The sequence below is a fragment of the Corallococcus sp. AB038B genome, assembly GCF_003668955.1.
Classification (GTDB): domain Bacteria; phylum Myxococcota; class Myxococcia; order Myxococcales; family Myxococcaceae; genus Corallococcus; species Corallococcus exiguus.
Map to the genome: position 1 here is coordinate 439,433 of NZ_RAWO01000003.1, position 13,710 is coordinate 453,142.

Consider the following 13,710-nt stretch of genomic DNA (forward strand, 5'->3'; position numbering starts at 1 on the left):
CCATTCAAACCCACCAGATTGGAAGTCCGCGAACACCCGGCGCTCTCGGTGAATTAGAAAGCGAGTGTGTCCACGCCTCCTTCGTCCCGCCTGTCCTCGCTGCGCGCGTTGAAGCACCGTGACTTCGCCTTCCTGTGGGGCGGCGCGGCGCTGTCCAACATCGGCACGTGGATGGAGGTGCTGGCGCTGGGCGTGTACGTGACGAAGGTCACGGGCCGGGCGGAGTGGACGGGCGGAGTGGCGGCGCTGACGTGGCTGCCGTCCATCCTCTTGTCGCCGTTGGGAGGCGCGCTGGGGGACCGGTTCGACCGGCGCCGCGCGGTGGGGATTGGGGCGCTGGTGCAGATGGTGCTCGCGGGGACGCTGGCGGCGCTGGCCTTCACCGGCGGGCTGACGGTGCGCTGGGTGGCGGTCATCTCGTTCCTCAACGGCTGCGCGGTGACGCTGTTCATGCCCGCGTTCTCCGCGCTCATCGCCGTCTCGGTGCCGAAGGAGGACCTGCACAGCGCGCTGAGCCTCAACTCGGCCCAGGCCAACCTGGGGCGCATCTGCGGCCCGGCGCTGGCGGCGCTGCTCATCGCGCACACGGACATCGGCTGGGTGCTGCTGCTCAACACGTTCTCCTTCGGCGCGGTGATGCTGTCGCTCCTGGGCGTGCGAGGGGCGCCGGCCGCCGCGAGGCCGGCTTCGACCGAAGGGCTGTGGGCGGGCATCGCTCGAGGCTTCCAGGTGGCGCGGGCGGACGAGGCGCTGCTCATGGCCATGGGCGGGACGCTGGCCATCGCCGTGTGCATCGCCCCGTTCACGGCGCTGGCGCCCGTCATGGCCATCCGGGTGTTCGGCCAGGACGCGGGCGCCACGTCGATGCTGGTGACGGCGCAGGGCGCGGGGGCGTTCCTGGCGGCGCTGAGCGCGGGCACGCTGGCGGACTGGATGGGACGGGGGCGGCTCCTGGAAGTGAGCCTGCTGCTCATCGGTCCGGCGGCGGCGGCGTACTGGCTGTCCCCGTCGCTAGGCATGGCGACGGTGGCGGTGCTGGCGCTGGGGGCGCTGTACATGCTGACGCTTACGGGGCTGGCCACGATGTGCCAGGCGCGCGTGTCCGGCGAGCTGCAGGCGCGCATCGCCAGCCTCAACTCCATGCTGCTCTTCGTCGGCTTCACGGTGGGCGTGTGGTCGCAGGGCGCGCTCGCGGACCGGCTGGGCGTCCGGCCCGTCATGGGGGGCGCGGCGTTCGGGTTCCTCCTCTTCACCGTCCTGCTGCGCACGCTGCGCTCGCGCGGCTTCGCTGCCTACGAGACCTGACAGGGCCTTCACCATGACGACCTCCTCGCCGGTTGCCCCGGGCAAGAAGCGTGTCCCGCTGCCCCTCATCCCCAGGACGGAGGCCCTGCCACTGTCCTTCATGCAGCAGCGCCTGTGGTTCCTGGCGCAGATGGAGGGCACGAGCGCCACGTACAACGTCTACTTCTTCGTGCGGCTGACGGGCGCGCTGGACGCGGGCGCGCTGGAGCGGGCCCTCCAGGGCGTCGTGGACCGGCACGAAGCGCTGCGCACCACGTTCGCCGCCGTGGACGGCCAGCCGGTGCAGCGCATCGCCCCTTCGCTGACGCTGACGCTCCGCCGGGAGGACCTGAGCGGCCGGGAGCAGGCCCTGCGCGAGCACGCGGAAGAAGAGGCGCGCACGCCGTTCGACCTGGCGCGCGGGCCGCTGGTGCGGACCACGCTGGTGCGGCTGTCACCGGAGGAGCACGCGCTGCTCTTCGTCACGCACCACATCGTCTGCGACGCGGTGTCGCTGGGGTGGATGGCGAACGAGCTGAGCGCGCTCTATGCCGCCGCCACCCGGAACGAGCCGCCCCGACTGCCGGAGCTGCCGGCGCAGTACGCGGACTTCGCGCACTGGCAGCGGCAGACGCTCGCCGGTGACGTCCTGGAGGCCGAGCGTGCGTGGTGGAAGGAGCGGCTTTCGGGCGCGCCTCCCGCGCTGGAGCTGCCCACGGACCGGCCTCGGCCGCCGCGTCAGACGTCCCGGGGCGCGGTGTACCGCCTGCCCATGCCTCAGGCCCTGGCCACGGGCATCCGCGAGCTGAGCCGCAAGGCGGCCGTCACGCCGTACATGGCGCTGCTGGCGGCGTTCCAGGTGCTGCTGTCGCGCTACAGCGGCCAGGAGGATCTGGTGGTGGGCACGCCCGTGGCGGGGCGCGGGCGGCGGGAGGTGGAGCGGCTCATCGGCTTCTTCGCCAACACGCTGGCACTGCGACTGGACACGTCCGGCGACCCGACGTTCCTCGCGCTGCTCGGCCGAGTGCGCGAGGTGTGCCTGGGCGCGTACGCGCATCCGGACATGCCCTTCGAGCAGCTGGTGGACCTGCTCGTGCCGCAGCGCGACCCCAGCCGGTCCCCGCTGTTCCAGGCGATGTTCGTGCACGTGAACTCGCCGTGGGCCGCGCTCAAGTGGCCCGGCCTCACCGTGACGGAGCTGGACTTCGAGCCCGGCGTAGCGCGCTTCGACATCACCCTCTTCCTCTACGACGACCCCAGCGGCCTGGAGGCGCGCTGGGAATACAACGCGGACCTCTTCGACGAGGCCACGGTGGCGCGCATGGCCGCGCACTACGCGCGCCTGCTGGAGGGCGCCGTCGCGAAGCCGGAGTCCCCCGTGTCCCTGCTGCCGCTGCTGACCGCGCGCGAGCGGGAACGCGCGGTGAGGGATTGGAACGACACCGGCGCGGACGTGCCGTTGCATCCCGGCGTGCACGCCCTCTTCGAGGCCAGCGTGCGCCGGAATCCGGACGCAATCGCGGTGCGCTTCGGGGAGGCGAGCCTCACGTACGCGGAGCTGGACCGGCGGGCCAACCGCGTCGCCCATGCGCTGCGCCAGCGCGGCGTGACGCCAGACACGGCGGTGGGGCTGTGCGTGGACCGCTCGCTGGAGTTGGCGGTGGGCGTGCTGGGCATCCTCAAGTCGGGCGCGGCCTACTGCCCGTTGGATCCGGCCTATCCGCCGGAGCGGCTGGCGCTGATGTTGGAGACGTCGCGCGCGAAGGTGCTCGTCACGCGGCGCTCCCTGGCGTCGGGGCTGCCTGAGGGCGGCGCGGAGCGGCTGTTCCTGGAGGACGGTCTCTCCACGCCGGACACCGTGCCCACGCCCGTGGGCGGACCGGACACGCTCGCCTACGTCATCTTCACGTCGGGCTCCACGGGCGTGCCCAAGGGCGTGGCGATGCCGCACCGCCCGCTCTTCAACCTCATCCAGTGGCAGGTGCGCCGCTCCGCCGCGCCCCGGGGCCGCACGCTCCAGTTCTCCGCGCTGAGCTTCGACGTGTGCTTCCAGGAGATGCTGCCCACGTTCGCCGCGGGCGGGGAGCTGGTGCTCGTCTCGGAGGACACGCGGCGCGACGGCCGGGCCCTGCTCACGTTGATGCGCGACCAGGGCGTGGAGCGCATCTTCCTGCCGTTCGTCGCCTTGCAGCACCTGGCGGAGGTGGCGGACTCGGACGGCCTGCTGCCCACGTCGCTCAAGGAGATCAACACCGCGGGCGAACAGCTCCGGATGACGCCCGCGCTGCGGCGGCTGCTCCACGCGCTGGACGGGTGCGTGCTGGACAACCACTACGGCCCCACGGAGACGCACGCGGCCACGGCCCACGTGCTGAAGGGCAACCCGGACACCTGGCCGGACCTGCCGCCCATTGGCCGCACCATCACCAACGCGCGCACGTACCTGCTGGATGCCCGGTGGGAGCCGGTGCCCGTGGGCGTTGCCGGCGAGCTGTACATCGGCGGCGCGGGGCTCGCGCGCGGCTACCTGCATCGGCCGGACCTCACGGCGGAGCGCTTCCTGCCGGATCCGCTGAGCCCGCATCCGGGCGCGCGGATGTACCGCGCCGGTGACTTCGCGCGGTACCTGCCGGACGGCGTGATGGAGTTCCTGGGCCGGCGCGACGCCCAGGTGAAGATCCGCGGCTATCGCATCGAGCTCCCGGAGGTGGAGGCGGCGGTGGCGAAGCTGCCGGGCGTGAAGGACGTCGCGGTCATCGCGCGGGAGGACGCGGCGCGGGGCAAGCACCTGGTGGCCTACGTGGTGACGCAGCCCGGAGCGGACGTGGACGCGAGCGGGCTCAAGGCGGTGCTCCGCGACCGGCTGCCGGAGTACATGGTGCCCGCGGCCTTCGTGTTGCTGGACGCGTTCCCCCTCACCCCCAGCGGCAAGCTGGACCGGCGCGCCCTGCCCGCTCCGGACGACGACGCGGACTCGGCCCAGGCCTTCGTGGCCCCGCGCACGCCCCTGGAGACAGAGGTCGCGGGAGTCTTCGCCGCGCTCCTGCGCCTGCCGCGCGTGGGCGCGCACGACCACTTCTTCGAACGGGGCGGCCACTCCCTCCTGGCGACCCAGGTCACCGCGCGGCTGCGCGACCGGCTCCAGGTGGAGCTGCCGGTGCGCGTCCTGTTCGAAAACCCCACCGTGGAGGAACTGGCCGCCCACCTGGCCTCGCTGAGGCCGACGGTGGACGGAGAAGCGCCGCCGCTCGTGCCGAGCCCGCGCGACGAGGTTCCGCCGCTGTCCTCGGCCCAGGCGCGCCTGTGGTTCCTCACCCGGATGGATCCGGACGGCTTCTCGTACAACCTGCCCTGGTTCACGCGCTGGAGCGGGCCGCTGGATGACGGCGCGCTGGAGCAGTGCCTCCAGGCGCTCGTGCGTCGTCACGAGGCGCTGCGCACCACCTTCGAGGAACACCAGGGCCAGCCGGTGCAGCGCATCGCCCCGGTGCTGCACGTGCCGCTGATGCGCGAGCGCGTGTCCTCGGAGGAGGAGCTGTCACGGCGCGCGGAGGCGGAGGTGCGCCTTCCCTTCGACCTGGCCCGAGGGCCGCTCGTGCGCGCAACGCTGGTGCACGTGCGGGACGGGGAGCACGCTCTGCTCGTCACGTTCCACCACATCATCTGCGACGGCTGGTCGCTGGGTGTGTTGGAGCGCGAGCTGACGGCGCTCTACCGCGAGGCCACCGGCGGCGGCGCGGCGGAGCTTCCGCCCCTGTCCCTCCAGCCCGCGGACTTCGCGCGCTGGCAGCGGCAGACGTGGGCGGGCGCGGGAGTGGAGGCGCGACTCGGGTGGTGGAAGGCCCGGCTCCAGGACGCACCGGCCTTCCTCGACCTGCCCACGGACCGGCCGCGCCCGGCGGTGCAGACCTTCGAGGGCGCGCACCTGTCCCAGAAGGCGTCGCCCGCGCTGTCGCGAGCCCTGGAGGCGCTGGCGCAGCAAGAGGGCGCCACCCCCTTCATGCTGCTGCTGGCGGGCTTCCACGCCCTGCTTGCCCGCTACAGCGGCCAGCATGACGTCGTCATCGGCGCGCCCCTCGCCGGCCGCGAGCGCCAGGAGTTGGAGGGGCTGGTCGGCTTCTTCATCAACACGGTGCCGCTGCGCATCACCGCGCCCAGGGACGCGAGCTTCCGCGACCTGGTGGGCCGAGTCCGCGACCTCACGCTGGAGGCCTTCGCCCACCAGGACATGCCCTTCGAGCAGCTGGTGCGCTCGCTCCAGTCCGAACGCGACCCCAGCCGCGCGCCGCTGTTCCAGGTGATGTTCGTGCTCCAGAACGCCGGAGGCCCCGCCGCACGCGCCCTGCCGGATGTGTCCGTGGCGACGATGGATGTCGAGACGGGGATGGCGAAGTTCGACCTCACCCTCTTCGCCCAGCCGTCCGCCGAAGGCCTGGACTTCGTCTGGGAGTACAACACCGCCCTCTTCGAGGAAGCGACCGTCGCGCGCATGGCGGAGCACTACACGCGCCTGCTCGCGGCCGCCGTCGCTCGGATGGAAGAGCCCGTGGCACGGCTCCCGCTGCTCACCGACGAGGAGCGCCAGCGGCTGCTGTTCACCTGGAACGACACCCACGCTGACCCTCCGCGCGAGGCTTCGATCACCTCGCTCTTCGAGGAGCAGGCACGGGAGAGGCCCCAGGCCATCGCGGTGGAGTTCGAGGGCCGCCAGCTGACGTACGCGGAGCTGGACGCACGTGCGAACCAGCTGGCGCATCACCTGCGCGCGTTGGGCGTGGACGTGGGCACGCCGGTGGGCCTGTGCACCGGCCGGTCGCTGGAGATGGTCGTGGCCACGCTGGCCATCCTCAAGGCGGGCGGCGCCTACGTCCCGTTGGATCCGGCCTATCCCACCGAGCGCCTGCTCTTCATGGCCCGGGACACGCGCCTGCCGGTGCTGCTGGCCCAGCCCGGCCAGGAGGAGAAGCTCGCGGCGCTGGAGGCGCGCGTGGTGCTGCTGGAGCCGTCGTGGGACGCCTTCGCGAATGAGTCCACGCGAGCGCCGCGCATCACCGTCTCCGCGGACGCGCTGGCGTACGTCATGTACACGTCCGGCAGCACCGGCCGGCCCAAGGGCGTGTGCATCCCGCACCGGGGCGTGGTGCGGCTGGTGAAGGGGACGACGTACGCGCGCTTTGGCCCGGACGAGGTCCTCCTCCAACTGGCGCCCATCTCCTTCGACGCGTCGACGCTGGAGCTGTGGGGCGCGCTCCTGCACGGCGCGAAGCTCGTGGTCTTCCCGGCGCAGCAGCCCTCGCTGGAGGAGCTGGCACGGGTGCTGGAGCAGCAGGGCATCACCACGCTGTTCATCACCACGGCCCTCTTCAACCAGATGGCGATGTTCCAGCCCCAGGCGCTCGCGCGCGTGCGGCAGGTGATGTCGGGCGGCGAGGCCATGTCCCCGCTGGCGGCGCGACAAGTGCGCGAGGCGGGTCGGGACGTCATCAACGCCTATGGCCCCACGGAGAACACGACCTTCTCCACCGTTCATTCGCTGGAGGGCACGGCGGACGACGGACGCCCCGTGCCCATCGGCCGGCCCATCACCCATACGCAGGCCTATGTGCTGGACGCGCTGGGCGCCCCGGTGCCGGTGGGCGTGGCGGGCGAGCTGTACCTGGGCGGCGACGGCCTCGCGTGGGGCTACATGCACCAGCCCGCGCAGACCGCGGAGCGCTTCGTTCCGCATCCGTTCAGCACGACGCCGGGCGCGCGGCTGTACCGCACGGGAGACCGGGTGCGGTGGCGGCCGGAGGGCGTCCTCGACTTCCTGGGCCGGACCGACTCGCAGGTGAAGGTGCGCGGGTTCCGCATCGAGCCAGGCGAAATTGAAACCGCGCTCAAGGCCTCGCCGGGCGTGGAGGACGCGAGCGTCGTCGTGCGCGAAGACACTCCCGGTGACAAGCGGCTCGTGGCCTACGTCACCGGCGCGCGCGTGGACGCGGGCGACCTGCGTGCCCACCTGGCCGCGCAGCTGCCGGCGCACATGGTTCCCTCCGCGTTCGTGAAGTTGGAGCGGATGCCGCTGACCCCGTCAGGGAAGGTGGACCGCAAGGCCCTGCCCGCGCCGGAAACACAGACGGGCCCGGACGCCTACGTGGCGCCGCGCGAGGGTTGGGAGACGCTGGTGGCGGAGCTGTGGGCGCCGCTGCTGGGCGTGCCCCGCGTGGGAGCGCATGACCACTTCTTCGAGCTGGGCGGACACTCGCTGCTCGCCACGCGGGTGGTGTCGCGGCTGCGGGACGTGCTCCAGCGGGACGTGCCCCTGCGCCTGCTGCTGGAGTCCCCGACGGTGTCCCGGTTCGCGGAGCGGCTGGAGGCGCTCCAGAAGGGGGGCCACGGTCCGCCGGTGCCGCCCATCGTCGCGGGGTCGCGAGACAAGCCGAGGCCCTTGTCCTTCGCGCAGCAGCGCCTGTGGTTCCTCGCGCGGTTGGATCCCCACGGAAGCGCATACAACGTGCCCTTCTTCTTCCACCTCGACGGTCCACTGGACGTCCCGGCGCTGGAGGGCGCGCTGGATGCGCTCATCCAACGGCATGAGGCCTTGAGGACCACGTTCAGCGATGGCGAGGGCCATCCGGTGCAACACGTCGTGGAGCACCGGCCGTTCACGCTCGCGCTCGAGTCCCTGGATGGGGACGCGCTGCTGCGCTCGCGCGCGGAGGCGGAGGCGAAGAAGCCCTTCGACCTGGAGCGCGGCCCGATGGTGCGCGCCACCCTGGTGCGCACGGCGCCGGAGCGGCACGCGCTGCTGCTGGTCATGCACCACATCGTGTGCGACTTCTGGTCCATCGACATCCTGGTGCGCGAGCTGAAGGCCCTCTACACGGCACGTCACCAGGGCGAGCCGCTGACCCTGCCGCCCCTGTCCGTGCAGTACCCGGACTTCGCCGGGTGGCAGCGCCAGGTGATGGCGGGAGAGGTCCTGGAGGCCCAGCGCGCGTGGTGGAAGCAGCACCTGGAAGGCGCGCCGCCGACGCTGGAGCTGCCCACCGACCGGCCGCGGCCGACCGTGCAGACCTACCAGGGCCTCCTGCTTTCGCGCCCCCTGCCCGCCTCGATTCCCGCCGCCGTGCAGGCCCTGGCACGCGACGCGGGCGTCACGCCCTTCATGTTGCTGCTCGCGGGATTCCACGCGCTGCTCGCGCGGCACAGCGGACAGGACGACCTCGTCATCGGCACGCCCATCGCGGGGCGCGGCCAGCGCGAGGTGGAGAACCTCATCGGCTTCTTCACCAACACCCTGGCCCTGCGCGTGGATGCCACTGGCGCGGAGAGCTTCCGTGCGCTCCTGGGCCGTGTGCGAGAGGCCTGCCTGGGCGCCTATGCCCACCAGGACATGCCGTTCGAGCAGCTCGTGGACGCGCTGGTCCCCACGCGGGACCTGGGCCGCTCGCCGCTGTTCCAGGTCATGTTCGTCTTCCAGAACGGAGGCGCGCCCTGGGAGCTGCCCGGCGTCCACGTCAGCGCCCTGGCCTTCGAGCCCGGCATGGCGAAGTTCGACCTCACCCTCTTCGTGCGGGAAGCGCCGGAGGGCGTGTCCATCCTCTGGGAGTACAACACCTCCCTCTTCGACGAGGCCACGGTGGCGCGGTTCGCGGATCACTACACGCGGCTGCTCGAAAGCGCGCTCGCGGCGCCGGACGCGCCCCTGGGCACGCTGCCCATGCTCGCGGACGCGGAGCGGCGACAGCTGGCGGCGTGGGCGCTCCAGCCGGCCGCCTTTCCCGCCATGCCGGGCATCCACGCGTTCTTCGAGGCCACCGCCTCGCGGACGCCTGAAGCCATCGCGGTGCGCTTCGGAGATGAGGCGCTCACCTACGGAGAGCTGGAGCGGCGCTCGAACCAGCTCGCGCATCACCTGCGCGGCCTGGGCGTGGGGGCGGACGTCCGCGTGGGCATCCACCTGCGGCGCTCGCTGGAGTTGCCCGTGGCGGTGCTGGGCACGCTCAAGGCGGGAGGCGCCTACGTCCCCCTGGATCCGGCCTATCCGCCAGAGCGGCTCGCCGCGATGCTCCAGGCGTCAGGCGCTGCAGTGCTGCTCACCACGCACGAGCTGCGCGATGTCCTGGGGGCCAGCGCGGCGCGGGTGCTGGAGCTCGACACGCGGACTGAAGCCCTGGCCCGGGAACCCGATACGCGGCCCGACTCCCGAGGCAACGCGCAGGCGCTCGCCTACGTCATCTTCACCTCCGGCTCCACGGGGACGCCCAAGGGCATCGCGATGCACCACGCGGCGCTGGTGAACCTGCTGCACTGGCAGCTGGGGGACTCGGTTGCGCCCGGGGCGCGCACGCTCCAGTTCTCCGCGCTGAGCTTCGACGTGTCCTTCCAGGAGCTGTTCGCGACCTGGGCCGCGGGCGGTGAACTGGTGCTGCTCACCGACGAGGTCCGCCGCGATGCCAGCCAACTGCTGGCCCTGTTGGAGGGCGCAGGCATCGAGCGGTTCTTCATGCCCTTCGTCGCGCTCCAGAACCTGGCGGAGGTGGCCGAGCGCGAGGGCACCTTCCCCACGCGCGTCCGGGAGATCATGGTCGCGGGCGAGCAGCTGCGCATGACTCCGGCGATCCGCCGCTTCATGAAGCGCACAGGCGCGGTGCTCCACAACCACTACGGCCCGTCCGAAGCCCACGCGGTGACGTCGCTGTCGATGAAGGGAGATCCGGACACCTGGCCGGCACTGCCTTCCATCGGCCGGCCCCTGATCAACGTGCCCGTGCACGTGCTGGACGCGAACCTCCAGCCGGTGCCCCGGGGCGTCACGGGCGAGGTGTTCGTGGGCGGCGTACAGGTCTGCCGCGGCTACCTGAACCAGCCCGGCCTCACCGCCGACCGCTTCATCCCGGATCCGCTCGGTGCCACGCCCGGAGGCCGGCTGTACCGCACGGGCGACTGGGCGCGGCTTCTTCCGGACGGCACGTTGGAGTACCTGGGCCGGCGCGACGCGCAGCTCAAGGTGCGCGGCTTCCGCATCGAGCTGGGAGAGATTGAAGCAGCGCTGGCGCAGCACCCGTCGGTGCGCGACTGCGTCGTCGACGCGAGGGATGACGGAAGCGGCCAGAAGCAGTTGGTGGGCTGGGTGGTGGACGCCGGAGGAAAGTCCCTGGACACCGGAGCGCTGCGGAGCTTCCTGCGCCAACGGCTGCCGGAATACATGGTGCCCGCGCGCTGGGTCGCGATGGAGCGGTTCCCGCTGACGCCCTCGGGCAAGGTGAACCGCAAGGCGCTGCCCGCACCGGAGGCAGGCCGCGAGCCCACGCGAACCCTGGTGGGTCCCCGCACGCCGCTGGAGCTCCAGCTCGTGCGCATCTGGGAGGAGGTGCTGGGCGTGCATCCCATCGGCGTGCGCGACAACTTCTTCGAGCTGGGTGGCCACTCGTTGCTGACGCTGCGTGTGCAGTCGGCCATCCACGCCCGGTTGGGCCGGACGCTGCCGGTGGCGGCGCTCTTCCAGAACGCCACCGTGGAGCACCTCGCGGGAGTGCTCCGGGACTCGGCGCCCTGGACGCCTCGGGTCGCGCTCCAGAAGGGCCGCAAGGGCGTGCGTCCCTTCTTCTGCGTCCATGCCGTGGGCGGCAGCGTCGTGCCCTACGCGGAGCTGGCCCGATCGCTGGGACCGGATCAGCCGTTCTACGGACTCCAGGCCCGAGGCCTGGACGGCGAGGCCCCTCCTTGCGAATCCATTCCGGAGATGGCGGCCCTGTACGTGCGTGCGGTGCGCGAGGTCCAACCGCACGGCCCCTACCTGCTGGGCGGCTGGTCCCTGGGAGGCACCGTCGCGTGGGAGATGGCCCACCAGCTGCGGCGCGAGGGAGAGACGGTGGCGTTGCTCGCACTGCTCGACTCATCCGCGAGCCTGCACTTCGGCAACCCGGACGACATGAACGCGAAGGCGCGGCTGAGCGCGAACTTCCTGGAGGACCTGCTGCGTGCCTCGGGGCAGCCGCTGCCTCCGAACGAAGGGCTCTCATCCAGCCAGTGGATGGAGGTCCTGGAAGAAGCGAGCCGGCCGCTGTTCGCCGCGGAGCAGTCGCTGCACCAGCTGCGCCACGCCTTCGAGGTCCACCTGAACGCGGGCTGGGTCTACGTACCGCCGCCGGCCAGCGGCCCCTTCACGCTCTTCGAAGCGGAAGCCTCCCGCTGGGACCACGGCTGGGCCGCCTACGCACCCGGCGGACTGGACGTGCACACGGTGCCCGGAGACCACTACTCCTTCCTCAAGCCTCCCCATCTCCAGGTGCTGGCCGCCAGGCTGCGCGACGCGCTCGCGAAGGCCCAGGAGCCCTGACAGCGCTCACGGCTCCGAGCGCGAGGCACTTCGGACATGGAATGACCACCCGATGGGATTGATGGGCACGGAAGCTTCCGCGCCCGGTGTCTCGCGGGTCACGCGGATGAGGCGGGCGCTCGGGGCCCAGTCGTGCTCGGGGCCCCACGGCTCGAAGGTCCACCGTGGAAGGGCCAGCACCATCACGGCGACGCACAGGCCCGCGCCGAAGAGGGACCGGAACCTCGCCAGCGCCGCCACCCAGAGGACGACGCCCGCCGGGAGCGCGAACAGCATGTAGCGGTCCTCCACCACGCCCGGGTCCCGGAACGCGCCGAACGTGGGGTACTCGGCGGATCCGGAGCGCACGTACCAGGTGAGAGGGATCAACAGGAAGACGCACGCGCAGGCGGCCAGCAGCAACACGCGAGGACGCGCGGGCACCCGGCGAATGCCCAGGACGAGCACGGCGATGAACCCGCACGCCACCGCGATTCGCACCGCGAGCGGCCGGCGGAAGTAGGACAGCGTCCCTCCGTCGCCCAGCACCGGGTGCAGCACGTAGCGGACGTTGAACGTGTGCCAGAGGTGCTCGGCCATGCGGGAGAGCGGCCAGTGGGCGAAGTCCGAAGCAGGCATACCCGACTGACGGAAGAGCACCATGTTCACCCCCGCCGGCACGGTCAGCACCGCCACCGCCAACCCCTCCCAGAGCACCTCGCGCGCGGGCCGGCCGTCGCGCCACCGCATCACGCCACGCAAGAGGAAGACCGGCGCGAGCAACACGCTCTCGCCCGCGCTCGAGGCCCCCGCGAGCAACACCAGCCCGTCGGCCAATCCCAGCGGGCGGTCCAGGTCCTGGAGCGCCACCAGCATGGCTCCATAGAAGAGGACGGAGTGGAGGTTGGCGAGGTTGCCCGTCACCTCCCAGGTTCCCGGCAGGAAGCAGAACGCCACGGCGGTGAGGAGCCGCACGCCGTCATGGGGCACCAACCAGCGGTAGCGCTCCCGCGCGATGAGCGCGAACACGGCCGCGTTGATGGCCAGGGTGACGAACGCCAGCCCGAGCGCGAACGCCTCGATGGGCAGGAGCGACAGGCCCCAGGCCACCAGCCGGGGAACGACGTGCAGATAACCCGCGTAGGGCTTGAACGTGGCGCCAAGGCCGTGCGCGAGCGCATCCGACAGGAACACCGCGCCATCTTCCGCCCACAGGTGCGCCTGGAGGATCCGCGCGTGCGAGCGCAGCACCAGCACCGCGAAGCACAACCCCAGCGCCGTCGCATACGAGGCGCGCAGGCGCTCCCATCCCAGGTCGATGGGACGACGGAGCAGGTGTACCCACCGGGAGAATGAGTCAGTCATCGCTGGCGCCCCTATACCATCCGCCCCGCTCCTGGACGGCCCCCCGGTGCACGACGGGGCCGGCACGGCGCCGGTCCCGCCTCGCGCGAAGGGCTACAGCGCTTCCAGGTTGAACTGCTGGCAGTCGTTGTTGGACCAGGTCCACTGCTGGAGCAGCGTACCGTCACCGCTGCCCTGCTGGCAGCCCGTCACGTCCAGCACCTTGCCGCTGTGGCGAGCCTCCAGCCGGACATAGCCATTGCCCAGGTCCACCGGCTTGAACTGCTGGTTGCTCCCGCCGCCGTAGGACCACTGCTGGAGCCCCGCGCCGTCCGCCGTGCTCACTTCCCGCACGTCCAGCGCCTTGCCGCTGTAGCGCGACACGAAGCGGTAGTAGCCGCTGTCCGTTGCCTCCATCGACCACTGCTGGCTGGTGCCCGTGTGGCAGGCCCACTGGTGGATGGTGGCGCCGTCCGCCGTGCTGGGGCCGTTGATGTCCACGCACCGGCCGGAGGCCTTGTTCACCAGCCGGTACGCCCCCGTGCCGCCGCCCGTATAGCCGTTGGCCACCACCGCCGCCGTGAGCAGCTTGCCCCGGCTGTGCATGGCCGTGCCCAGCTCGCGCATCAGCGCCGCGTAGTTGTTCCCCGACGTGCCGGGGTCCGGGTACTCCCAGTCGATGTCCACGCCGTCCAGCCCGGCCGCGTTGACGAAGTTCACCACCGTGTTCACGAACGCCGTGCGCGTGCCCGCGTTGGCTGCCATCTGCTCGAAGC

4 protein-coding genes are annotated in these 13,710 nt (G+C 71.8%); 2 read left to right on the top strand and 2 right to left on the bottom strand.

Annotated features, from left to right (window positions below; all coding sequences use genetic code 11):
- The first annotated feature begins 66 nt into the window (after positions 1-66).
- Complete coding sequence (locus D7Y04_RS17980) at positions 67-1,305, top strand: MFS transporter (protein ID WP_120596941.1); 1,239 nt, start codon at positions 67-69, stop codon at positions 1,303-1,305.
- Between the two features lie 13 nt (positions 1,306-1,318).
- On the top strand, positions 1,319-11,611 hold the full coding sequence (locus tag D7Y04_RS17985; RefSeq protein WP_121760110.1) for a non-ribosomal peptide synthetase: 10,293 nt from the start codon (positions 1,319-1,321) through the stop codon (positions 11,609-11,611).
- Between the two features lie 6 nt (positions 11,612-11,617).
- Here D7Y04_RS17985 and D7Y04_RS17990 read toward each other — a convergent pair whose 3' ends face one another.
- Together D7Y04_RS17990 and D7Y04_RS17995 are read right to left on the bottom strand one after the other, a co-directional pair.
- Positions 11,618-12,955, bottom strand: coding sequence for a hypothetical protein (locus D7Y04_RS17990; protein WP_121760111.1), 1,338 nt, complete (start codon positions 12,953-12,955; stop codon positions 11,618-11,620).
- Between the two features lie 93 nt (positions 12,956-13,048).
- A partial coding sequence (locus D7Y04_RS17995) for an RICIN domain-containing protein (protein WP_199749687.1) occupies positions 13,049-13,710 on the bottom strand: 662 nt, incomplete at its 5' end.

What these genes read in the sequence shown, in the direction of transcription:
- D7Y04_RS17990 (WP_121760111.1), bottom strand. Translation starts at nt 12,955, where the DNA reads ATGACTGACTCATTCTCCCGGTGGGTACACCTGCTCCGTCGTCCCATC.
- D7Y04_RS17985 (WP_121760110.1), top strand. Translation starts at nt 1,319, where the DNA reads ATGACGACCTCCTCGCCGGTTGCCCCGGGCAAGAAGCGTGTCCCGCTG.